This window comes from Streptomyces sp. NPDC032091 (genome assembly GCF_055580265.1).
On record NZ_JBVILR010000010.1, the window covers coordinates 143098 to 166966 of the forward strand.

The 23869-nt window shown below is 75.1% G+C and carries 14 protein-coding genes; 12 read left to right on the top strand and 2 right to left on the bottom strand.

What is annotated here, in order from left to right:
- The first annotated feature begins 84 nt into the window (after positions 1-84).
- The 9 genes from ACZ5NJ_RS18560 (at position 85) to moeZ (ending at position 11345) form a co-directional block, all read left to right on the top strand.
- Positions 85-1827, top strand: coding sequence for an ABC transporter substrate-binding protein (locus tag ACZ5NJ_RS18560; protein WP_468766102.1), 1743 nt, complete (start codon positions 85-87; stop codon positions 1825-1827).
- A complete protein-coding gene (locus tag ACZ5NJ_RS18565; RefSeq protein ID WP_468766104.1) occupies positions 1824-2807 on the top strand; it encodes an ABC transporter permease in 984 nt (327 codons plus the stop codon). Before ACZ5NJ_RS18560 ends, ACZ5NJ_RS18565 begins: the two co-directional genes overlap by 4 nt.
- Entirely contained in the window at positions 2804-3796 is a 993-nt protein-coding gene (locus ACZ5NJ_RS18570; RefSeq protein ID WP_468766105.1) for an ABC transporter permease, read from the top strand. Before ACZ5NJ_RS18565 ends, ACZ5NJ_RS18570 begins: the two co-directional genes overlap by 4 nt.
- On the top strand, positions 3793-5448 hold the full coding sequence (locus ACZ5NJ_RS18575) for a dipeptide ABC transporter ATP-binding protein (protein WP_468766106.1): 1656 nt from the start codon (positions 3793-3795) through the stop codon (positions 5446-5448). The genes ACZ5NJ_RS18570 and ACZ5NJ_RS18575 overlap by 4 nt, the downstream gene beginning before the upstream one ends.
- A 189-nt stretch (positions 5449-5637) precedes the next feature.
- A complete protein-coding gene (locus tag ACZ5NJ_RS18580) occupies positions 5638-7305 on the top strand; it encodes a DUF3492 domain-containing protein (RefSeq protein ID WP_468766107.1) in 1668 nt (555 codons plus the stop codon).
- Positions 7302-8264 (top strand): hypothetical protein, encoded by a 963-nt coding sequence (locus tag ACZ5NJ_RS18585; protein ID WP_468766108.1) that lies wholly within the window; start codon positions 7302-7304, stop codon positions 8262-8264. Before ACZ5NJ_RS18580 ends, ACZ5NJ_RS18585 begins: the two co-directional genes overlap by 4 nt.
- A 79-nt stretch (positions 8265-8343) precedes the next feature.
- A complete protein-coding gene (locus ACZ5NJ_RS18590; protein WP_395508830.1) occupies positions 8344-9360 on the top strand; it encodes an NAD-dependent epimerase/dehydratase in 1017 nt (338 codons plus the stop codon).
- Positions 9348-10103 carry a spherulation-specific family 4 protein gene (locus ACZ5NJ_RS18595; RefSeq protein ID WP_468766109.1) on the top strand — a complete coding sequence of 252 codons (756 nt, stop codon included), beginning with the start codon at positions 9348-9350 and terminating at the stop codon, positions 10101-10103. The genes ACZ5NJ_RS18590 and ACZ5NJ_RS18595 overlap by 13 nt, the downstream gene beginning before the upstream one ends.
- Positions 10104-10166: 63 nt before the next feature.
- Positions 10167-11345: an adenylyltransferase/sulfurtransferase MoeZ gene (gene moeZ, locus ACZ5NJ_RS18600; RefSeq protein ID WP_045950911.1), complete on the top strand. Its 1179-nt coding sequence runs from the start codon at positions 10167-10169 to the stop codon at positions 11343-11345.
- Here moeZ and ACZ5NJ_RS18605 read toward each other — a convergent pair.
- Complete coding sequence (locus ACZ5NJ_RS18605) at positions 11342-12949, bottom strand: alpha/beta hydrolase (protein ID WP_468766111.1); 1608 nt, start codon at positions 12947-12949, stop codon at positions 11342-11344. The genes moeZ and ACZ5NJ_RS18605 overlap by 4 nt on opposite strands.
- A gap of 75 nt (positions 12950-13024) precedes the next feature.
- A complete protein-coding gene (locus ACZ5NJ_RS18610; protein WP_468766112.1) occupies positions 13025-15859 on the bottom strand; it encodes a lysylphosphatidylglycerol synthase transmembrane domain-containing protein in 2835 nt (944 codons plus the stop codon).
- A 17-nt stretch (positions 15860-15876) separates the two neighbouring features.
- Between ACZ5NJ_RS18610 and ACZ5NJ_RS18615 the strand changes: the two genes are divergently transcribed.
- The 3 genes from ACZ5NJ_RS18615 to ACZ5NJ_RS18625 all read left to right on the top strand — a co-directional run bounded on the left by ACZ5NJ_RS18615 (position 15877) and on the right by ACZ5NJ_RS18625 (position 23860).
- Complete coding sequence (locus ACZ5NJ_RS18615) at positions 15877-16326, top strand: MGMT family protein (RefSeq protein ID WP_468766113.1); 450 nt, start codon at positions 15877-15879, stop codon at positions 16324-16326.
- A gap of 204 nt (positions 16327-16530) precedes the next feature.
- Entirely contained in the window at positions 16531-19872 is a 3342-nt protein-coding gene (locus tag ACZ5NJ_RS18620) for an ATP-dependent helicase (protein ID WP_468766114.1), read from the top strand.
- Between the two features lie 43 nt (positions 19873-19915).
- On the top strand, positions 19916-23860 hold the full coding sequence (locus ACZ5NJ_RS18625; RefSeq protein ID WP_468766115.1) for a UvrD-helicase domain-containing protein: 3945 nt from the start codon (positions 19916-19918) through the stop codon (positions 23858-23860).
- Positions 23861-23869 lie beyond the last annotated feature (9 nt).

Here is a 23869-nt window from a genome sequence, read left to right on the forward strand (position 1 = left end):
CGCTTCCCGCTGCCGGTCATCCTCCGGTGCTGCCCCTCGCGTGGCCTTTCCACACCCGCCTTCACGCCGAGAGGTCTCTCCGCCATGTCCCGTCAGTCCCACCCATCGCGCCGCGTCGCCGCGCTCGCCGTCAGCCTCGTACTGGCCGGGGGCGCCGCCGCGTGCGGGCCCAAGGACGCGGCGGACGGCTCCGGCGGCCAGTCCTCCGGCAAGCCCGGAGCCGCCGGCGCCCCGCAGAAGGGCGGCACCCTCACCGTCCTCAACGCCGAACCGCAGAACGACTTCGACCCGGCCCGCCTCTACACCTCGGGCGGCGGAAACGTTCCCTCGCTGGTCTTCCGCACGCTGACCACCCGCAACCGCGAGGACGGCCCGGCCGGCGCCAAGGTCGTCCCCGACCTGGCCACCGACCTCGGCAAGCCCAACGCCGACGCCACCGAGTGGACGTACACCCTCAAGGAGGGCCTCACGTACGAGGACGGCAGCCCGATCACCACCGCCGACATCAAGTACGGCATCGAGCGCTCTTTCGCCGCCGAACTCTCCGGCGGCGCCCCCTACCTGCGCGACTGGCTCGTCGGCGGGGAGACCTACGAGGGCCCCTACAAGGACGGCGGAAAGGGCCTCGACTCCATCGTGGTCCCCGACGCCAGGACCATCGTCTTCAAACTCCGCAAGCCCGAGGGCGAGTTCCCCTTCCTCGCCACCCAGACCCAGTTCGCCCCCGTCCCCAAGGCCAAGGACACCGGCGTCAAGTACGAGGAGCACCCCCTCTCCTCCGGCCCCTACAAGGTCGTCAAGAACACCGGCGACGGCGAGACCCTGCTGCTGGAGCGCAACGAACACTGGGACCCGAAGACCGACGAGGAGCGCAAGGCCTACCCGGACCGCATCGACGTCCGCTCCGGCCTCGACGCGGCCGTCATCAACCAGCGGCTGTCCACCAGCTCCGGCCCCGACGCCGCCGCCGTCACCACCGACACCAACCTCGGCCCCGCCGAACTCGCCCAGATCGGCGACAACAAGGAGCTCGCCTCCCGCGTCGGCACCGGCCACTTCGGCTACGTCAACTACCTGGCCTTCAACCCGAAGGTGGCCCCCTTCGACAATCCGAAGGTGCGCCAGGCCATCTCCTACGCGATCAACCGCACCAGTGTGGTCAACGCCGCCGGCGGCTCCGCCCTCGCCGAACCGGCCACCACCTTCCTCCCCGAGCGCGAGGCCTTCGGCTACACCGCCTACGACCACTTCCCGGCGGGGAAGACCGGCGACCCGGCCAAGGCCAAGGAGCTCCTGAAGGAGGCGGGCTTCCCCGACGGCCTGACCGTCACCCTCACCCACTCCAACGCCCAGAACCGCCAGACCGGCCCCGAGATCGCCACCGCCGTCCAGCAGGCCCTCGCCGCCGCGGGCATCACCGTCAAGCTCGAAGGCCTGGAGAACAACGCCTTCAACGAGCGCCGCTGGGACGCCAAGAACACCCCCGGCTTCTTCCTCTCCCGCTGGGGCGCCGACTGGCCCTCCGGCGGCCCCTTCCTCGCGCCGATCTACGACGGCCGCCAGATCGTCACCAACGGCTCCAACTACAACCACGCCCAGCTCAACGACCCGGCCGTGAACACCGAGATCGACGAGATCGCCAAGCTCACCGACCTCGCCGCCGCCGGCAAGCGCTGGGGCGCCCTCGACAAGAAGATCGGCGAGCAGGCCCTCGCCGTCCCCCTCTTCCACCCGGTCTACAAGCGGCTCGTCGGCAAGGACGTCAAGAACGTCGTCATCAGCGACTGGACCGGCGTCCTCGACATCTCGCAGGTCGCCGTCAAGTGAGCACGTTCCTCGACCGGCCGGCGCCCGCGGCCGGGGCCCCCGCCCCGGCCGCGCGCGCCGGCCGCCGGGTCCGGCGGTGGCTGCGCGGGCGTCCGTCCGCCCTCGCGGCCACCGCCGTCCTGGCCCTCCTCGTCCTCCTCGCCCTCGCCGCACCCCTGATCGCCCACCTCAGCGGCCAGGACCCGAACGCCTACCACGACGACCTCGTCGACTCGGCCCGCGGCGGCGTCCCCCTCGGCTCCTTCGGCGGGATCTCCGCCGACCACTGGCTCGGCGTCGAACCCGGCACCGGCCGCGATCTGTTCACCCGCCTCCTGTACGGGGCACAGGTCTCCCTCCTCGTCGCCCTCGGCGCCACCGCCGTCCAGGTGTCCCTCGGCGTCACCGCCGGACTCACCGCGGCCCTCGGCAACCGCCACCTCGGGCGCCTCATCGGCGGGGCCACCGACGTGATGATCGCCCTGCCCCTGCTGGTCCTCGCCGTCGCCCTGACCGCCGTCGTCCCGCCCGGCTTCCCGCGCCCGCTGCTGCTGGTCCTCGTCATCGGCGTCCTCGACTGGGGCGGCACCGCCCGCCTGGTCCGCGCCCAGACCCTCTCGCTGCGCGGCCTGGACTTCGTGGAGGCCGCCCGGCTGTCCGGCTGGGGCCGGGTGCGGATCGCCCGCCGGGAACTCCTGCCGTCGCTGGCCGCCCCCGTCATCACCCTGGCCGCCCTCAAGGTCCCGACCAACATGGTGATCGAAGCCTCCCTCTCCTTCCTCGGGGTCGGCGTCAAACCGCCCACCCCGTCCTGGGGGCAGATGCTCTCCAGTGCCCAGACCTGGTTCCGCGCCGACCCCGCCTACGTGCTGCTGCCCGCCGGCCTGCTCTTCGTCACCGTGCTGGCCTTCACCGTCCTCGGCGACGCCGTCCGTACGGCCCTCGACCCGCGCGAGGGCTCGCGCCTGCGCGTCGGCACCGGAAAGGAGCGCACGGCGTGACCTCCTTCGTGCTCAGACGGCTCGGCGGGGCCCTGCTGGTCCTGCTCGCCCTGTCCGCCGTCGTCTACGCCCTCTTCTACATCGCCCCGGGCGACCCCGCCCGCCTGGCCTGCGGGGAGCGCTGCGACCCGCAGCAGATCGCCCAGGTCCGCGCCCAGCTCGGGCTGAACGACTCCACCGTCACCCAGTACCTGCACTTCCTCCAGGGGCTGGTGGCCGGCCGCGACTACTCCGGCGGCGCCGGACTCGTCCTGCACTGCGACGCCCCCTGCCTCGGCTTCTCGTACCAGAACGACCGCCAGGTCACCGAGCTCCTCCTGGACCGGCTGCCCGCCACCTTCTCGCTGGCACTGGGCGCCCTCGTGATCTGGCTCGTCGTCGGCGTCGGCACCGGGGTCCTCTCGGCCGTCCGCCGGGGCGGCGTCACCGAACGCCTGCTGACCGTGCTGACCCTCGCCGCCACCGGCACCCCCGTCTTCATCCTCGGGCTGCTGCTCCTCATGGCCGTCTGCGCCCAGCTCCGGTGGCTGCCGTTCCCGACGTACGTGCCGTTCGGCGAGGACCCCGAGCAGTGGGCCTGGAACCTGCTGCTTCCCTGGGTCACCCTCGGCGTGTTCGAGAGCGCCAAGTACGCCCGCCTCACCCGCAGCTCCACCCTGGAGACCCTCGCCGAGGACCACATCCGCACCTTCCGCGCCTACGGGGTGGGGGAGCGCAGGATCGTCACCCGGCACGCGGTGCGCGGTGCCGTCGCCCCCGTGATCGCCCTCAGCGCCGTGGACTTCGGCACGATGATCGGCGGCGCGGTGCTCACCGAGTCCCTCTTCGGCATCCCCGGCCTCGGCAAGACCCTCATCGACGGCGTACGGGTCGTCGACCTGCCCGTCGTCGTGGGCGTCGTCCTCGCCATCGGCACGGCCGTCGTCCTCGCCGGAGCCGTCGCCGACCTCCTCTACGCCCTCGCCGACCGAAGGGTGGTCCTGACATGACCGAGCACCTGGTGGACGTCACCGACCTCACGGTCGACTTCCCCGTCGGCGGCCCCGCCCCGTACGCGCGCGCCGTCGACGGGCTCTCCTTCACCCTGGAGCCCGGCCGGGCCCTGGGCATCGTCGGCGAGTCCGGCAGCGGCAAGTCCACCGTGGCCGCCGCCCTCCTGGGACTGCACCGCGGCACGGGCGCCCGCCTGACCGGCACCGTCCGGGTCGGCGGCACCGACGTGGCCACCGCCGGCCCGGCCGCCCTGCGCGCCCTGCGGGGCGGGACCGCGGCCATGGTCTTCCAGGACCCGCTCAGCTCCCTGGACCCGTACCACGCCATCGGCGACCAGATCGCCGAGGTGTACCGCGTGCACACCACCGCCACCCGCCGGGCCGCCCGCGCCCGCGCCGTCGAGGTCCTCGACCGGGTCGGCATCCCGGACGCCGCCCGCCGCGCCCGCTCCCGGCCCCACGAGTTCAGCGGCGGCATGCGCCAGCGCGCCCTCATCGCCATGGCCCTCGCCTGCGCACCCCGCCTGCTCATCGCCGACGAACCGACCACCGCCCTCGACGTCACCGTCCAGGCCCAGATCCTCGACCTGCTCCACGGCCTCCGCCGGGAACACGGCCTGGGCCTGCTCCTCGTCACCCACGACGTGGGCGTGGCGGCGGAGAGCGTGGACGACCTGCTGGTGATGAAGGACGGCCGGGTGGTGGAACGGGGACCGGTCGGGGAGGTCCTGACCGCCCCCCGGGCCCCGTACACCCGAGCCCTGCTGGCGGCGGTGCCGCGCCTCGACGCGCCGTACGACCGGCCGGCCGGCGCGGCGCGCACGTCCGGCGCCGCCGAGCCGGATCCGGGCGACGGCGACGCCCCGGCGGTCGAAGCCGTGGCCCTCTACAAGGAGTTCGGCCGCGGCAGGCGCAGGCTGACGGCCGTGGAGGACGTCTCCCTCACCGTGCGCCCCGGCGAAACCCTCGGCATCGTCGGCGAGAGCGGCAGCGGCAAGAGCACCCTCGGCCGCATCCTCGTCGGCCTCCTGCCCCCCACCAGCGGCGAGCTCCGCCACCACGGCGCCCGGACCACCGGCGTCGCCCCCGGTGCCCAGATGGTCTTCCAGGACCCCGTCGCCTCCCTCAACCCCCGCCGCAGCATCGGCGAGTCCATCGCCGACCCGCTCCGCGCGGCCGGGGAACGCGACGGGACCGCGGTCAGGGCCCGCGTCGAGGAACTCCTCACCCGGGTCGGCCTGGAGCCCTCCCACTACGACCGCTACCCGCACGAGTTCAGCGGCGGCCAGCGCCAGCGCGTCGGCATCGCCCGCGCCCTGGCCCCCCGGCCCCGGCTGATCGTCTGCGACGAACCCGTCTCCGCCCTGGACGTCACCACCCAGGCCCAGGTCGCCGCCCTGCTGGCCGAGCTCCAGCGGGAACTGGGCATCGCCCTGGTCTTCATCGCCCACGACCTGGCGGTGGTCCGGCAGGTCAGCGACCGGGTCGCCGTCATGCGGGCCGGCCGGATCGTGGAGGAGGGCCCCGTCGACGAGGTCTACGGCCGGCCCGCGCACCCCTACACCCGCCGGCTCCTCGACGCCGTGCCCGCGCTGGACCCGCAGCTCGCCGCCCGCCGCCGTTCGGCCCGCCAGGAGGTGTACGCGTAGCCGCCGCGGCCCGCCATTTCCTAGCGCGCTCGAACGCGAACCGTACGGGAAAGTTACGACTCTTCACCCCTTCCGGTGGCGCGACGGACAACCGTCCGTCGTGCCACCGGTGTATCCGCTTGAGTTCTCCCGCGGCGGGTCACCGGACCTACGGCGGCCGCCAGGAACGGGAGAACGGGGGTGCCACTCGTGCGGATCGGACTGCTCACCGAAGGTGGTTATCCGTATGCGGCGGGAGAGGCGGGGCTCTGGTGCGACCGGCTCGTGCGCGGACTCCCGCAGCACGAGTTCGAGCTCTACGCGCTGAGCCGCAGCGCCGCACAGGAGGAGCGCGGCCGGGTCCCGCTCCCGCGGCACGTCACACGCGTGCGCACCGCCCCGCTGTGGGCCCCCGCCGACGACGGCCGGACCCACTCGCGGCGCGAGCGGCGGCGCTTCGCCGACTGCTTCCGGGAACTGGTGCGCGGCGTCTGCGGCGGCAGCGGGGCCCCGGCCGGCCCGGAATCGGCGGAGGCCTTCGCGGCCGGGCTGTACGGGCTCGCCGAACTCGCCCGGACCCAGGGCGGGATGTACGCGGCCCTGCGCTCGGAGACCGCGGTACGGGTCCTGGAGGCCGGCTGCCGGGCCCCGGGCGCGGGCCGGGGCGTACGGGCGGCGCGGGTCCCCGACCTGCTGGAGTTCGCCGACGAACTGGAGCGGCTGCTGCGGCCGCTGTCCCTCGACTGGTACGGGGAGCCCGGACTCGGCGCCGTCGACGTCTGCCACGCCGCCGCCGGGGGGGTGGCGGCCCTCCCCGGGCTGTTGGCCAAACGCTTCTGCGGGGTCCCGCTGCTGGTCACCGAGTACGGGGTGCAGCTGCGCGCCCACTACCTGGACCAGGTCCCCGGCACCCCTGCGGCGCCCGGCGGCGCGGTGGGCGCCCCCCGGCTCGCCGTCCGGGCGCTCCTCGCGGCCTTCCACGTCCGGCTGGCCGGGGAGATCTACGCCCGCGCCGACCTGCTGACCCCCGGCAACGCCCACGCCCGCCGCTGGCAGGAGCGGTGCGGTGCGCCGCGCGAGCGGCTGCGGACCGTGTACCCCGGGATGGAGGCGGACCGATTCGCCGCCGTCGGGGAGGACCCCGGGTGCGGGGACCCGGAGACCCTGGTGTGGGTCGGGCGGGTGGAGCCGGCCAAGGACCTGATCGGCCTGCTGCACGCCTTCGCGGAGGTCCGCCGGGCCGCGCCGCGGACCCGGCTGCGGATCTTCGCGACGGCCGCCGCGCCCGGCTACCTCGCCGACTGCCGCTCGCTGGCCGCACAGCTCTTCCCCGACGAGGCCGCCGACGCGCGGACGGTCGGGGAGAACCCCGTCGGCTTCGAGGAGATCGGCGGCCCGGAGGCGCCCTCGCCGGCCGACGCGTACGCCGCCGGGCGGATCGTGCTGCTGTCCTCGGTGATCGAGGGCTTCCCCATCACCCTCGCCGAGGCGATGCTGTGCGGCCGGGCCACCGTGTCGACGGACGTCGGGGCCGTCTGCGAGGTCATCGGCGGCACCGGGCTCGTGGTCCCCCCGCGCAACCCTCGCGCCCTGGCCGACGCCTGCCTGGCCCTGCTGGGTGACCCCGAACGGGCCCAGCGGCTGGGGGCGGCGGCGCGGGCGCGGGCGCTGGAGCTGTTCACGGTCGAGCAGAACGTGGAGGCCTTCCGGGAGAGCTACCTGCGCCTTTTGGCCCGGGGTTCCTCGCGGGCGGAGGGGGAGGTCCCCTTCGCCCGGCCGGCGGAGGCGCGGGTGCCGGGGCACTGGAGCACGCCGACCTGGACCGCCGCCGAGCCGGCCGGGGCCGACCGTGCCGCCGCCGAGGAGGCGGCGGTATGACGACGTCGGACATCGGGGGCGCGGCGCCGCTGCCCGGGGCCCTGCCTCTGGGCCCCCACGCCTCGCACTCCCCCGGGCCCCGCGCGGGGGGACCCCCGGGCGGGATCGGAGCGCGGCGGGGCGGGGATCCCGTCAAGGCGTTGCTGCACCGGCACCGGGAGCTCTGCGAACGGGCCGTCGACGCGCTGGAGGTCGCCGCCGGGCTGGAGGCGTGCGGGATCACCGACCGGACCGCCGCGCGGTTCCGGCACCGGGACGTGTTCTCGCTCGCCGAGGAGCTGTACGCACGGACCCCCCGCGGCGAGGAGCCCGCCGAACGGCCCGCTCCCGCCCCGGCCGCGGCCCGGGCGGGGATGCGGCGGTTCGGCTGCGCCCTGCTGCCCGGCGCCCTCGCGTGCGCGGCGGTCGCCGCCGGGGTCCCCGGGGCGGGGGTGCTCGGGGGGCTGCTCGCCGCCGCCGCGCTGGTGTGGCCCGGGCGGGCCGCCGCCGGGCGCTTCCCCGCCGCCGCCCACCTGCTCGCCGCGGCCGTCGCCGGCTGGGCCGCCCACCGGGACGGGCCCGCGCTCGGCGCGGCCCTCGCCCTGGCCGTCGCCCCCGGCCACCTCACCGCCGCGCTCTACGCCGCCCGGGCCCGGCGCCGGCTCGCCGGGAGCCGGGCGCTGGACGAGTTCGCCGCCGGGGCCCGGCCCCTGCTGGCCGGAGCGCTCCTGCTGTCCACCGCGGCCGCCACGGGGGCCGCCGCGCTCGCCGGAGCCGACCGGGCGACGGCCGTACCCCTCGCGGTGCTGCTGTTCCTGGCCCGGCTCCTCCTGCGCCACGGCGCCCACCGCGCACCGGTGGCCGCCGCCCTGGCGCTCGCCCTGGTCCCCGCCCCGACCGCGGTGTACGCGGCCGTCGCGGCACTCCTCGTACACGCCTTCCTCGCGCTGTCCCGTGCCTCCGCACACGCGCGTCCCTGAGCGCCGTACCCCCTGAACAACGACAACTCACCAAGGAGAAAAGGATGACCGGCCAGCCAACCAACCGAGGGGCCGCGCGATGAGGGTGCTGCTGATCGGAGCCAACGGTTACCTCGGCCGCTACGTCGCGGACCGGCTGCTCGCCGACCCCGCCGTCCAGCTCACCGCGCTGGGCCGGGGCGACGACGCCGACGTCCGTTTCGACCTCGCCACGGGCAGTCCCGGCGCCCTCACCCGGTTCCTGGACGCCGTCCACCCCGGCGTCGTCATCAACTGCGCGGGCGCCACCCGCGGCGGAGCCCGCGAACTGACCCGCCACAACACCGTCGCCGTCGCCACCATCTGCGAGTCCCTGCGCCGCAGCGGCTGCGGGGCACGGCTCGTCCAGCTCGGCTGCGCCGCCGAGTACGGGCCCAGCCAGCCCGGCTCGTCCACGGCCGAGGACGCCGTCCCGAGACCCGGAGGGCCGTACGGGGTCAGCAAGCTCGCCGCCACCGAGCTGGTGCTCGGCTCCGGACTGGACGCCGTCGTCCTGCGGGTGTTCTCGCCCGTCGGCCCCGGCACCCCGGCCGGGTCCCCGCTCGGCCGGCTCGCCGAGGCCATGCGGCGCGCCATGCAGTCCGGGGACGGGGAGCTCAAGCTCAGCGGGCTCGGCGTGCAGCGCGACTTCGTCGACGTACGGGACGTGGCCCGGGCCGTGCACGCCGCCTCCCTGTCCGCCGCCCAGGGCGTCGTCAACATCGGCACCGGCCGCGCGGTCCGGCTGCGCGACGCGGCGGCCGTCCTCGCCCGGGTCGCCGGGTACGGCGGCGCCCTCAACGAGCTCGACGTCCCGCACGGCGGACCGCACAACACCCCGCAGCACGGCCACCCCGGCCGCCCGCAGGGCCTCGCCGGCATCGGCTCCCCCCGCTCGGAGGCCACCGCCGAACAGCTCGCGACCGCGGCCCCGCAGCCGTTCCCGTACCCCGACGGCTGCGGCGCCTGGCAGCAGGCCGACGTCCGCACCGCCCGGGACCGGCTCGGCTGGCGGCCCCGGATCAACCTGGAGGAGTCCCTCGCGGACATCTGGATGGAGGCGGCGTGCCGCATCTGACCACCCCGCCCGGGGCCACGGCGGCCGCCGCGACCGAGTCCGGCCGCCTCGGCCTGGGCATCCCCGGCTACGCGCACCCGCTGCTCGCCCCGGTGGAGTGGGCCGAGCTGACCCGCCCCGGCACCCCACTGCACTGGGCCGTGCTCAACGTCTCCGGCGGCCCCGGCGGCCGCCCCGACCCGCACTGCACCGAGGCGGCCGCGAAGCTCCGCGGCGCGGGCGGGACGGTCCTGGGCCACCTCGCCCTGCGGGGCGGCGCCCGCCCGTTCGGGGAGCTGGTCTCCGACGCCCACCGCTTCCGGGACTGGTACGGCGTCGGCGGCTTCTACCTGGCCGACGCCCCCGCCGGCCGCTCCGGGCTCGCCGGGGTCCGCCGGCTCACCGACGCCCTGCGCGGGCTCGGGCACGAGCTGCGGATCGTGCTCGGACACGGCACGCACCCCTGCGAGGGCTACCTGGAGGCCGCCGACCAGCTGGTCACCTTCTCCGGGGCCTGGGCCGACTACCGCTGGTCGCAGGTGGCGGAGTGGACGGCCGACCACCCGCCGGAGCGGTTCTGCCACCTGGTCCACGGGGTGCCCCGCACCCACCTGGACGAAGCGGTCCGCATCGCCCGCTGGCAGGGGGCCGGAACCATCTGGTTCACCGACCGGCGCGCGACCCCCGACCGGGACCCCTGGGAGTCGATGCCCGCCTACTGGGACGAATTCGTCTCACGTATCGGACCGGGTGTCTCGGAATGAAGAAGGGCGTGGCAGTGTTACGGGAAGAACCACCGTTCAGACTTACCCATCTACGGAGTCCCCGTGTCGCTGCCACCCCTGGTCGAGCCAGCTGCTGAGCTCACCGTTGACGAGGTCCGTCGGTACTCCCGCCACCTGATCATCCCGGACGTCGGGATGGACGGCCAGAAGCGCCTGAAGAACGCCAAGGTGCTGGCCGTGGGCGCGGGCGGCCTCGGCTCGCCCGCCCTCATGTACCTGGCCGCGGCCGGCGTCGGCACCCTGGGCATCGTGGAGTTCGACGAGGTCGACGAGTCCAACCTGCAGCGCCAGATCATCCACAGCCAGTCGGACATCGGCCGCTCCAAGGCGGAGTCCGCCCGTGACAGCGTGCTGGGCATCAACCCGTACGTCAACGTGGTCCTTCACGAAGAGCGGCTCGAAGCCGAGAACGTGATGGAGATCTTCAGCCAGTACGACCTCATCGTCGACGGCACGGACAACTTCGCCACGCGCTACCTGGTCAACGACGCCTGCGTGCTGCTGAACAAGCCGTACGTGTGGGGTTCGATCTACCGCTTCGACGGCCAGGCCTCCGTCTTCTGGTCCGAGCACGGTCCCTGCTACCGCTGCCTCTACCCGGAGCCCCCGCCGCCGGGCATGGTCCCGAGCTGCGCCGAGGGCGGCGTCCTCGGCGTGCTCTGCGCGTCGATCGGCTCCATCCAGGTCACCGAGGCGATCAAGGTCCTCACCGGGGTCGGCGAGCCGCTCGTCGGCCGTCTGATGATCTACGACGCCCTGGAGATGCAGTACCGCCAGGTCAAGGTCCGCAAGGACCCCGACTGCGCGGTCTGCGGTCCGAACGCGACCGTCACCGAGCTCATCGACTACGAAGCCTTCTGCGGCGTCGTCTCGGAGGAGGCCCAGGAGGCCGCCGCCGGCTCGACGATCACTCCCAAGCAGCTCAAGGAGTGGATCGACGAGGGCGAGAACATCGAGATCATCGACGTCCGCGAGAAGAACGAGTACGAGATCGTCTCGATCCCCGGCGCGAAGCTGATCCCCAAGGGCGAGTTCCTGATGGGCACCGCCCTCCAGGACCTCCCGCAGGACAAGCGGATCGTCTTGCACTGCAAGACGGGTGTCCGCAGTGCGGAAGTCCTCGCGGTGCTGAAGAACGCGGGCTTCGCGGACGCCGTCCACGTCGGCGGCGGCGTGATCGGCTGGGTCCACCAGATCGAGCCCGAGAAGCCGGTCTACTAGACCTGCCCCGGAGGGGTCGTACCGCTCGGCGGTACGACCCCTCCGTCGTTCCCCGTCCCGGGAGTGCACACGGTGTTCGCGCCCGGCACCTTCCCGTCCAGCAGGTAGGCGTTCACCGCCCGCTGCACGCACGCGTCCCCGCTGTTGTACGCGCCGTGCCCCTGCCCCTTGAACGTGAGCTCCACGCCCACGCCCTTGCCCAGCCGCTCCACCATCTTCCGCGCGCCCTCGTACGGGGTCGCCGGGTCGCCGGTGTTGCCGACCACCAGGATCGGGGCCGAGCCGGGGGCGGAGACGTCCGGCGTCTGCCAGGAACCGGCCACCGGCCAGCCCGTGCAGCTCATCAGCGCCCAGCCCAGGAAGTCCCCGAAGACCGGGGAGGCCTTGCGGAACTCCGGCAGCTTCGCCTTGGTGTCCTCCAGGCTGTACCGGTCCTTGGAGTCGGCACAGTTGATGGCCGTGTTGGCGGCGCCGATGTTGCTGTAACGGCCCTGCTGGTCCCGGCCGTTGAGGGCGTCGGACAGTGCCATCAGCAGCTGCCCCTGACCGCCCTCGGCCTCGTCCAGGCCCTGCTCCAGCAGCGGCCACAGCTCCTTCGAGTAGAGGGCCTGGGCGATGCCGTTCGTCGCCATCGTCTCGGTGAGCATCCGGTCGCCGATGCCGGGGATCGGCTTGGCCGCCAGCTGCTTCTGCAGCGTGACGATGTTGTCCTCGATCTCCTTGGCGGTGGTGCCCTGGAGCCTGCACTGCTCGCCCCGGTCCACGCAGTCCTGCGCCCAGTTGCCCAGGGCCAGCTGGAAGCCCTTCGCCTGGCCGAGCGCGCCCTGCTCGGAGTCCTTCGTCGGGTCCACGACCGCGTCGAAGACGGCCCGGCCGACGTTCTTCGGGAACAGGTGGGCGTAGACGCCGCCGAGCTCGGTGCCGTAGGAGATGCCGAAGTAGTTCAGCTTCGGGTCGCCGAGGGCCTGGCGGATGCGGTCGAGGTCCCGGGCGGCGTTCTCGGTGCCCACGTACGGCAGCACCTTGCCGGACCTGGCCCGGCAGGCCTGCTGGTAGGTGCGCAGGCCGTCGGTGAAGGCCTTCTCCTGCTCGGGGGTGGCGGGGGAGGAGTCCTGGGCGTAGTACGCGTCCAGCTGCTTGTCGTTCTCGCACAGCACGGGGGCGCTGCGGCCGACGCCGCGCGGGTCGAAGCTCACCAGGTCGTAGCGGGTGCGCAGGGCGGCGTAGTCCTTCGCGGCGCCGGGCAGGGTGGTGATGCCGGAGCCGCCGGGGCCGCCGAAGTTGAACACCAGCGAGCCGAGCCGCTCCTTCGGCTTCGTGGCCTTCGCCCGGATCAGGGCGATGGGGATGGTCTCCCCCTCGGGCTTGGCGTAGTCGAGCGGCACGTCGAGGGTGGCGCACTGCCAGTCCGGGGGCGGCGCCTGTCCCCCGCCCTCGGCGGCGTCGGGGGCCGCGCACTCCCCCCACACGAGGGGTTTGGTGTCCGCGGCCGCTCCGGCCGGGGCCTGCTTCCCACCGCCGCTGCCGGCGGAACAGGCGCTGGTGGTGAGCAGCGCGGCGGCGAGGGCGGTGGCGGCGGTGGTCCGCAGGACGATCGTCGGCATACCCCCATCGTGTGCGCCCGCCCCGCCCTCCGCCCGCTGACGGTCCACCCGGGTGACCCGACGCCCCTCCCGGAGCTAGATCGCTTCCTTGCGCGTCAGGTAGTTGAACGACACCCACCCCGGCAGCACCGGCAACCAGAACGTCATCAACCGGAACAACAGCACCGCGGAGATCGCCACCTCCTTCTCCAGCCCCGCCGCGATCAGCCCGAGGGTCAGCGTCGTCTCCACCGCTCCGATGCCGCCGGGCGTGGGCGCCGCCGAGCCCAGCGCGTTGCCCGCCAGGAAGACCACCGCGATGCTCGCGTAGCTCAGCGTCTCCCCGCCCCCGAAGGCACGGATCGACGCGTCCAGGCACATCACGAAGCAGCCGGTCAGCAGCAGCATCCCGCCGATGCCCGTCATCAGCTTCTGCGGCCGCTGGAGCACGTCCAGCATGCGCGGCACCACACCGGCGAACAGCGCCCGTACCCGCGTGACCACGAACTTCCGCAGGAACGGCACCGCCGTGACGACCAGCACCAGCACCGCCACCGTCAGCAGACCCGCGATGACCGTCCTCGACGGGGTCATCTCCGGGGTCTTCTCGGTCCCCGTCAGGTAGCCGAACGACAACAGCAGCAGGATGTGGCTCGCCAGCCCGAACAGCTGCGAGGCGCCGACGCTGGCCACCGCCAGCCCCGGCCGCACCCCGGCCCGCTGGAGGAACCGCGTGTTCAGCGCGACGCCGCCGACCGCCGCCGGGGCCACCAGCTTCACGAAGGACCCCGCCACCTGCGCGACGACGGTCCGCAGGAACGACACCCGCTCGGGCACGAAGCCCAGGAGGCTCATCGCCGCCGCCACGTACGTCAGCGCCGAGAAGGCCAGCGCGGCGCCCACCCAGCCCCACTGCGCCTGGCCGACGATCGTCGCGAAGTCCACGTGCGCCAGCTGTGTGAGCAGGAAGTACGCACCGAAGGCACCGGCGATGAACGACACCAGCGTCCGCGGCCGGATCCGTTCCAGCCGGGCCGGCTCCACCGGGGCCTGCGGGCGGATCAGCAGCACCTGCTTGCGGATCAGGCTCAGCAGGTCCTCCTCCCGGGCCCCTTCCAGCGCGTCGTCCAGCGCCTTCTTCTCCGCCTTGCGCTCCGCCGCCGCCGAGGTCCCCGAGGTCCCGGCCGTGCCCGCGGCCTCCTCGCGGGCCGCCTTCGCCGCCCGCGAGGACTCCAGTACGGCCTCCCGCTGCCGGTCGGCCCGCTCCCGGGCCAGCCTGCGCAGCGTCGCCCGCGTGGAGCGGCTCAGCGCGATCGGCTGGAGCAGCGGCAGGCAGTCCGCGACCGTGTCCGGGCCCAGCACCGACACCGCCGACGCCACCGACCGCTCCGCGCCGACCCGCAGGCCCAGCGTGGTCAGCAACTGCGCGACGTCCATCCGCAGCACCAGGTCACCGGCCGCGATCTCACCGCCCCGCAGGTCGGTCAGGACGACCTTGCCGGAACGATCCACCACCAGTGCGTCCCCCGTGAGCCGGCGGTGCGCGATCCGGCGCGACTGGAGGGCCCGTACCTGCTCCCACGCGTTGCGGCTCAGCTCGTCGGTGATCTCCTCGTCGGACAGGGCGTCGAGGGTGCGCCCGCCCAGGTGCTCGTAGACCAGCATCACGGCGTCCGGGCCCAGCTCGGACGTGGCGATCAGCTTCGGCGCGTTCGCCCCGGCCGCGATCGCCGCGTACGCGAGGAGGGCCTCCTGCTCCAGGGCCTGGCGCAGCGACTGGATGCTGCGCCGGGTGGTGATCCCGCGCAGGGTCAGCCGCCGCCAGACCCGGTAGAAGAACCCCTGCGCCTGCTGCTCGCGGTCCACGACGGTGACGTCCAGCGGCGGGCCGTCCTCCAGGGTGACGTGGTAGCGCCTGCCGCGGTCCCCGGTCTCGGCGGTGTCCCCGTCGGGGGCCTCCGCGCGCATCGCGCTGACCGGCTGGAAGCCGACGCGGCGCAGCCCGGCGAGGAGGTGCTGCCCGGTGGGACGGACGTTGGGCGAGCCGACCGCGTACAGGGTCCCGTACGCCACGCTCCAGCCGATCAGCACGGTCAGGATGATCGAGAAGGGGGTGGTGTACCCGCCGACCAGCATCGCGAAGGCGTCCAGCAGCAGCACCACCCACAGCGCGACCCGCCAGCGCGGCCGCCGCGTCATCCCGACGGCCGTCATGTACGCGATCACCGGGGCGAGGTAGCCGTGCACCGGGTCGGTGAGCGCCCCGTCACCGGCGGAGCGGGTCAACGCCTCCTGGATGGTGTCGGCGGCCCCCTGGGAGACCCACAGGTCGGTGGCGAGGGTGACCCCGTGCGCGAGGACGGCGGCCAGGACCCCGTCGGCGATGCGCAGCCCGTCGCGTTTGATCAGCCGCTCGATGGCGAAGGCGACGGGGACGAGGAGCACCGCGATGCTCGACACCAGACCCGCCACCTTGATCAGCAGGTCGGGCGCCTGGCCGGTGCCCTTGCTGATGTCGGCCTCCAGGCCCACCGTCGTGCCGTGCGCGAAGGCGGCGATGCCGAGGACGACGGCGATGCCGAGGAGGCCGACGAGCAGGCGTACGAGGTCGGACGGGCGGTGCACACGGGCGGCGAGCAGCGGCTCGTCCACCTCGACGCGGTCGGCCGCGGTCGGGGTGTGGCCGGGCGGGTCGTCGGGGTGCGGGTCGTGCGGGCGCGGCCCCGCGGCGGGCGGGTCGCCGGCGGGGTGCGCGTGCGCGTCCCCTTCGGGGTCGCCGCCGCGGCTCCCGGCGGGCTCCGCACGGCGTGCGGCATCCCCGTCGGGCGCGTCCTTGTCCGGGCGGGCGTCCCCGCCCGTTCCCGCACCGTCCGGAGGGCTCACACCCCGCTCCTTCGCCGTCACTTCCGTCTCTTCTTGATCACGTATCACCAGTCACCGCCCGGAAGATGGTGGCACGGACCGGCCGCCCAGCGGGGCATCAGGGTGCGCGCCGGTATGGAACCGAAGCTTCCGACGCGCCGCCCGAGGCATCCGGCACCATGGGCCCAATGAGCGGAGAGCTGCCCGCGTACGCGGAGCGGGTACTGGAGGTGGCCGAGCGGATTCCGCCCGGCCGGGTGATGACGTACGGCGACGTCGCCGAGTGGCTCGGCGAGGGCGGACCCCGCCAAGTCGGCCGCGTCATGGCCCTGTACGGGGGAGCCGTGCCCTGGTGGCGGGTGGTGCGCGCGGACGGCGTACCCCTGCCCGGGCACGAGCGGCGCGCGCTGGAGCACTACCGGACCGAGGGCACCCCGCTGCGCGAGACCCCCTCCGGCGAGCCCCGGCTGGCCATGCGGCGGGCACGCTGGGACGGGCGCGGGGAGGGGCCCGGAGGCGACGAGGCTCACACCTGACAGCTTCGGCCATCCGGATGGCGGACGTGCGGCCGAAGGCCCGTACGGGGGACGGGCCGCGGGCCCCGCGGGCCGGCGTCCGGGCCCACCGGGAGGGACTGCGGCGGCCCCGCCGGTTGCCGTAGCGTTGCCTCTTCGGCTCCGGCGCCCGCGCCGTCCGCCCCGCTGACAGCACCCGCAGACCCACCAGGACCGGCACCCCACGTGATCACCTCTTCTCCCGGCCGCACGGAGCGGCGTACGCGTACGCCCGACGCGTACCGCCTGGTGCGCACCGGCCCGCGGCAGGTGGCCCCCCCTGTTCTGGACGCGGCCCAGCGGGCGGTGGTTGATCACACCGGCGGACCGCTGCTCGTCCTGGCCGGCCCCGGCACCGGCAAGACCACCACCCTCGTGGAGGCGGCCGCCGCCCGCGTCGAGGCCGGCACGGACCCGGCCCGCATCCTGGTCCTCACCTTCAGCCGGAAGGCCGCCGTCGAACTGCGCGACCGCGCCGCCCTGCGGCTCGGCGGCGCCCGCGCCCCGCAGGCCACCACCTTCCACTCCTTCTGCTACGGCCTGGTCCGCGCCCACCAGGACCACGAGCTGTTCGCGGACCCGCTGCGCCTGCTGTCCGGTCCGGAGCAGGACGTGATGGTCCGCACCCTCCTGGAGGGCCAGCGCCGGCTGCGCTCGATCCGCTGGCCGGAGGACCTGCGGGCCGCGCTGACCACCCGCGGGTTCGCGGACGAGGTGCGCGCCGTCCTGGCCCGCGCCCGTGAGCTGGGCCTGGGCCCCACCGCCCTCGCCACCTTCGCCGACCGCATCGGCCGCCCCGACTGGAAGGCGGCCGCCGCCTTCCTCTCCGAGTACCTCGACGTCCTGGACCTCCAGGGCTCCCTGGACTACGCCGAGCTGGTCCACCGCGCCGTCCTCCTCGCGGAGGAGACCCCGTCGCTGTCCTCCTCCTACGACGTGATCTACGTGGACGAGTACCAGGACACGGACGCCTCGCAGCTGCGGCTGCTGCGCGCGCTGAACGGCCCGGCGGGGACCCTGGTCGCCTTCGGCGACCCCGACCAGTCGATCTACGCCTTCCGGGGCGCCGACATCAACAACGTCCTCGACTTCGAGACGTCCTTCCCCGGCGCGCGGGTCCGCGCCCTCACCGTCGGCCGCCGCTCGGGCGCGAACCTGCTGGCCGCGACCCGCCTCCTGACCACCCGCATGCCGGTCCCGCGCCTGCCCGCCGCCGCCGTGCGGGCCCACCGCGACCTGACGCCCACCCGCGAGGGCGGCGGCGTGGAGGTGTACACGTACCCCACCGCCGGGGCCGAACTCGACAACATCGCCGACGTCCTGCGCCGGGCCCACCTGGAGGACGGCGTCCCCTGGGGGGACATGGCCGTCCTGGTGCGCTCCGGCGGCCGCACCCTCCCGGCGATGCGCCGCGCCCTGATCGCGGCGGGCGTCCCGGCGGAGACGGACGCCACGACGACCCCCCTGCGCCACGAACCGTCCCTCGCCCCCCTCCTGACGGCCCTCCGCATCACGGCGACGGCCGCGGCGGCGCCGACCGCCCCCGGGACGGCCGCTGCGCCGACCGCCCCCGGCCCGGACGCGGAGGTGCCGACGGCCACCGGCGCCGAGGCGCACGAGTCCGCGGCCGCCGGAGGCGAAGGGTGGGTCGGGGTCGAGGGCGCCGTCGAGCTGCTCACCTCCCCGCTCGGCGGGATGGACGCCGCCGACCTGCGCCGCCTCGGGCGGGCCCTGCGGGACGAGGAGCGGGCCGCCGGGGTCGCCGTCCCCGCGCCCTCCGACGTCCTGCTGGCCCGCGCCCTCGCCGAGCCCGAACGCCTCACCGCGCACGACCCCGCGTACGCCCGGGGCGCCCAGCGCCTCGGCCTGCTCCTGCGCAAGGCCCGCGAGCTCCTCCAGGGCGGCGGCACCGCCGAAGAGGCCCTCTGGACCCTCTGGGACGGCACCCCCTGGCCGCAGCGCCTCGAACGCCAGGCCCGCCGCGGCGGCACCGCCGGCCGCAACGCCGACCGCGACCTCGACGCCGTCTGCGCCCTCTTCGACAACGCCGCCCGCGCCGAGGAACGCACCGGCGGCCGCGGCGCGCTCAACTTCCTGGAGCAGCTGGAGGCCGAGGACATCGCCGCCGACACCCTCGCCGGCAGGACCGTCCGCTCCGACGCCGTACGCCTCATGACCGCCCACCGCTCCAAGGGCCTGGAGTGGGGCCTGGTCGTCGTCGCCGGGGTCCAGGAAGGGCTCTGGCCCGACCTGCGCCGCCGCGGCTCCCTCCTGGAGGCCGACCGCATCGGCGGCGACGGCCTCGCCGAACCCCTCACCCCCGGCGCCCTCCTCGCCGAGGAGCGCCGGCTGTTCTACGTCGCCGCCACCCGCGCCCGCCACCGCCTCGTCGTCACCGCCGTCAAGGCCCCCGCCGAGGACGGCGACCAGCCCTCCCGCTTCCTCACCGAACTCGGCGTCACCCCCAAGGACGTCACCGGCCGCCCCCGCCGCCCCCTCGCCGTCCCCGCGCTCGTCGCCGAGCTGCGCGCCACCACCGTCGACCCCGACGCCTCGCCCGCCCTGCGCGACGCCGCCGCCCGGCGCCTGGCCCGGCTCGCCGCGCTCACCGACGACGAGGACCGCCCCCTGGTCCCCGCCGCGCACCCGCAGCGCTGGTGGGGCCTGTACGAGCCCACCGCCTCCACCGTCCCCCTCCGGGACCGGGACCGGCCCGTCACCCTCTCCGGCAGCGCCCTGGACCAGCTCGCCAACACCTGCTCCCTCCAGTGGTTCCTGGGCCGCGAGGTCAAGGCCGACGCCCCCTCCACCGCCGCCCAGGGTTTCGGCAACGTCGTCCACGTGCTCGCCGACGAGGTCGCCTCCGGCCGCACCCCCGCCGACCTCGCCGTCCTCATGGAGCGCCTGGACTCCGTCTGGGACGCCCTCGCCTTCGACGCCCCCTGGAAGTCCCGCCAGGAGAAGGACAACGCCCGCGCCGCCCTGGAACGCTTCCTGCGCTGGCACACCACCGACCGCGGCGGCCGCACCGCCGTCGCCACCGAGCACGACTTCGACGTCACCCTCGACGCCGGCGAGTACGCCGTCCGCATCCGCGGCTCCATGGACCGCGTCGAGGCCGACCCGCAGGGCCGCGCGTACGTCGTCGACTTCAAGACGGGCAAGGGCGCCCCCACCCGCGACGAGGTCGCCCGCCACCCCCAGCTCGCCGTCTACCAGCTCGCCGTCCGCGAGGGGGCCGTCGACGAGGTCTTCGACGGCCGCCGCCCCGAACCCGGCGGCGCCGAACTCGTCCAGTTGCGCCAGGGGGCCGCCAAGCGCGACGGCGGCGACGAGGTCCCGAAGATCCAGGCGCAGGAGGCGCTGTCCCCCGGCGGCTCGGGCGCGTGGGTCGGCGACCTGCTGGCCACCGCCGCCGGCCGCGTCCTGGACGAACGCTTCGCACCCGCCACCGGCGAACACTGCAAGCGCTGCTCCTTCCGCAGCTCCTGCAGCGCCCTCCCCGAGGGCCGCCAGACCGTGGAATGAGACGCCGGCCGGGAGTGTCGGCGCGGGCGGCTAGCCTTTTGAGGTGACCGCGTACGTGTCCGGGCGCGACCCCGTCCTCGACGATCCCGAGCAGCTCAAGGAGCTCCTCGGGATCCCCTTCACGCCCGAACAGCTGGCCTGCGTCACCGCCCCGCCCGCCCCCCAGGTCATCGTCGCGGGCGCCGGCTCCGGCAAGACGACCGTGATGGCCGCCCGCGTCGTCTGGCTCGTGGGCACCGGGGCCGTGGCCCCCGAACAGGTCCTCGGCCTCACCTTCACCAACAAGGCCGCCGGAGAGCTGGCCGAACGCGTACGCAAAGCCCTCGCACGGGCCGGCATCACCGACCCGGACCCTTCCCCCGCCGGGTCCGACGCGGCGGCCGGCGGCGAGCCCCGCATCTCCACCTACCACGCCTTCGCCGGCCAGCTCCTCAAGGACCACGGCCTGCGCATCGGCCTGGAGCCCAGCGCCCGCCTCCTCGCCGACGCCACCCGCTTCCAGCTGGCCGCGAAGGTGCTCCGCGAGGCCCCCGGCCCCTACCCCTCCCTCACCAAGTCCGTCCCCGACCTGGTCAGCGACCTCCTCGCGCTCGACGCGGAACTCTCCGAGCACCTGGTCGAGCCGGCGCGGCTGCGCGCGTACGACACGGAACTCCTCGGCGTCCTCGCGGACACCAGGCTCACCAACGACGACCTGCGCAAGGCCCCCGAGGCCGTCCGCGGCCGCCTGGAGCTGCTGGAGCTCGTCGTCCGCTACCGCGAGGCCAAGCGCTCCCGCGACCTGTTCGACTTCGGCGACCAGATAGCCCTCTCCGCGCGGCTCGCCACCACCCGCCCGGAGGTCGGCGCGCTGCTGCGCGAGGAGTTCCGCGTGGTCCTCCTCGACGAGTACCAGGACACCTCCGTCGCCCAGCGGCTGCTGCTGTCCGGCCTCTTCGGCGGGGGCAGCGGGCACGCCGTGACCGCCGTCGGCGACCCCTGCCAGGCCATCTACGGCTGGCGCGGCGCGTCCGTCGCCAACCTGGACGACTTCCCGGAGCACTTCCCGCACGCCGACGGCACCCCGGCCACCCGCCTGTCCCTCAGCGAGAACCGGCGCAGCGGCGGCCGCCTGCTGGACCTCGCCAACGGGCTCGCCGCCCCGCTGCGCGCCCTGCACGAGGGCGTCGAGGCGCTGCGCCCCGCCCCGGGCGCCGAGCGCGACGGCCTGGTCCGCTGCGCCCTGCTGCCCACGCACGCCGAGGAGCTGGAGTGGCTCGGCGACTCCGTGGCGCACCTGGTGCGCACGGGCCGGGAACCGGGCGAGATCGCGGTCCTGTGCCGCTCGGCCGCCGACTTCGCGAGCATCCAGGCGGTGCTGGTCGCCCGGGACGTCCCGGTCGAGGTCGTGGGCCTGTCCGGGCTCCTCCACCTCCCCGAGGTCGCCGACCTGGTCTCGGTCTGCGAGGTGCTCCAGGACCCCGGCGCCAACGCCGCCCTGGTCCGCCTGCTGATCGGGCCGCGCTGGCGGATCGGCGCCCGCGACCTCGCGCTGCTCGGGCGCCTCGCCCGGCAGCTCGTGGCCCGCCCCGGAGCCTCCGACGGCCCCGACGGGCGCCTCGCCGCCGCGGTCGAGGGCGTCGACCCGGCCGAGGTCGTCTCCCTGGCCGACGCCCTGGAGACCTTCCTGGACGGCACGGCCGCCGAGGGCCTCCCGTTCTCCCCGGCCGCCCGGGTCCGCTTCGCCCACCTCGCCCAGGAGCTCCGCGACCTGCGCCGCTCCCTCTCCGACCCGCTGATGGACGTCCTGCACCGCGTCCTGTCCACGACGGGCCTGGACGTGGAACTCTCCGCCTCCCCGCACGCCCTCGCGGCCCGCCGCCGCGAGACCCTCTCGAACTTCCTGGACATCGCGGCCGGCTTCGCCGCGCTCGACGGCGAGGCCGGCCTGCAGGCCTTCCTGGCCTTCCTGCGCACGGCCGCCCAGTACGAGAAGGGCCTGGACCACGCCCTCCCCGGCGGCGAGAACACGGTCAAGGTCCTGACCGCCCACAAGTCGAAGGGCCTGGAGTGGGACGTGGTGGTCGTCCCCGACCTGTGCGCGGGCTCCTTCCCGAAGGAGAAGGCCCCGGAGTCCTGGACCTCGTACCCCAAGGTCCTCCCGTACGCCCTGCGCGGTGACTCCGCGACCCTCCCCGCCGACCCGGCGTGGACCTCGGCGGGCCTGAAGGCGTTCAAGGCGGCCCTGAAGTCCCACAAGGAGACGGAGGAGCTCCGCCTGGGCTACGTGACCTTCACCCGCCCCCGCTCCCTGCTGCTGGCCTCGGGCCACTGGTGGGGCCCCACCCAGAAGCGCCGCCGCGGGCCGTCCGCGTTCCTGACGGCGCTCCACGACCACTGCGCGGCCGGCTACGGCGAGGTCGAGGCCTGGGCGGACGAACCGGCCCCCGACGCCGAGAACCCGGCGCTGGCGGAGGCCGCCGGGGAGCACTCCTGGCCCCTGCCCCTGGACCCGGACTCCCTGGCCCTGCGCCGCGACGCGGCGGCCCTGGTCGAAGCCCACCTGGCGACGCCGCCCCCCCAGCCGCCCGACCCCTACCTCTGGCCCCCCACCTGCGAGGAGCCGTCCTACGAGGAGGCCCCGCCGGGCGTGCCGGACGACCTGTGGGCCGGCGAAGCGCTACCCGCAGCCCCGCGGCCCGGTCCCCCGTCCGACGCCGCCGCCGAGGACGACCTGTGGGCCGAGACCTTCTCCGTCGGCGTGTCCGACGCCGCCGCCGGCGTGGACGACCTGTGGGCCGGCGAAGCCCTCCTGGCCCGGCCCCGGCCGGGGGGCACCGCTCCCGGGCCGGACGACCCGGCGGCGGGTGAAGCCGTGCCCGAGGACCCGTGGGCCGGGACCCCGGCCGAGCCGTCCGGCGGCTCCGGCGTGCCCGGCGAGGCGGACGGCTCGGCCGGCCGGGGCCTGCCGGCCCCGCGGGCGGCCGATGGCCCGGGGGCCGGCGGAGCCGTGCCCGTCGGGGCCCGGGGCGGAGCCCCGGTTTCGGGAAGGGGCGGGGTGGGGGAGCACTCCATCCGACCCGAGCCCGCCGGCACCACCGCGGCCACGGCCGAGGACGGCGCGGACCTCTGGGCCGGCGAACCCGTGCCCACCGCAGCGCGACCCAGGCCCGACGGCGCCGCGCAGCCGTACCCGTACGCCGCCGAGCCGGACGGTCCCGCGCAGCCGGGCCCGTACGCCGTCGGGCGCTCCCCGCGCACCCCCCAGCCCCCCGCAGGCGGCCGGCTCACCCCCGAAGAGGCCCGGACCATCGCCTCCTGGGACCGGGACCTCGACGCCCTGGAGGGCGAGCTGCTCCGCGCCCGCGCCGCCGTGCGCGACGTCGAGCTGCCCGGCTCCCTCTCCGCGAGCCAGCTCCTGCGCCTCGCCGCCGACGAGCAGGCCTTCGTCCGCGACCTCGCCCGCCCCATGCCCAAGCCCCCCCAGCCCGCCGCCCGCCTGGGCACCCGCTTCCACGCCTGGGTCGAGTCCCGCTTTGACGCCCTGCCCCTGCCCCACCTCGACGTCCTCGACCCCGCCGTCGACCTCCCCGGCACCGACCAGGAGATCGCCGACGCCGCCGACCTCGAATCCCTCAAGGCCGCCTTCGAGCGCAGCGAGTACGCCGAGCGCACCCCGTACCGGATGGAGGCGCCCGTCCAGCTCACCCTCGCCGGCCGCGTCATCCGCGGCCGGATCGACGCCGTCTACCAGAACCCCGACGGCTCGTACGAGGTCGTCGACTGGAAGACCGGCCGTACCACCGAGGCCGACCCCCTCCAGCTCGCTGTCTACCGCCTGGCCTGGGCGGAAGCCACCGGCACCCCCCTCGACCGGGTCGCCGCCGCCTTCCTCCACGTCCGCAGCGGCCTCGTCATCCGCCCCCGGGACCTGCCCGGCCGGGAGCGCCTTGAGCGGATCCTCCAAGGCAAAACGGGCACGGACGGCGCCCACGAGGCGGACGGCTAGGCTCGTGGC

What these genes read in the sequence shown, in the direction of transcription:
- ACZ5NJ_RS18560 (WP_468766102.1), top strand. Translation starts at nt 85, where the DNA reads ATGTCCCGTCAGTCCCACCCATCGCGCCGCGTCGCCGCGCTCGCCGTC.
- ACZ5NJ_RS18575 (WP_468766106.1), top strand. Translation starts at nt 3,793, where the DNA reads ATGACCGAGCACCTGGTGGACGTCACCGACCTCACGGTCGACTTCCCC.
- ACZ5NJ_RS18585 (WP_468766108.1), top strand. Translation starts at nt 7,302, where the DNA reads ATGACGACGTCGGACATCGGGGGCGCGGCGCCGCTGCCCGGGGCCCTG.
- ACZ5NJ_RS18590 (WP_395508830.1), top strand. Translation starts at nt 8,344, where the DNA reads ATGAGGGTGCTGCTGATCGGAGCCAACGGTTACCTCGGCCGCTACGTC.
- ACZ5NJ_RS18605 (WP_468766111.1), bottom strand. Translation starts at nt 12,949, where the DNA reads ATGCCGACGATCGTCCTGCGGACCACCGCCGCCACCGCCCTCGCCGCC.
- ACZ5NJ_RS18615 (WP_468766113.1), top strand. Translation starts at nt 15,877, where the DNA reads ATGGTGGCACGGACCGGCCGCCCAGCGGGGCATCAGGGTGCGCGCCGG.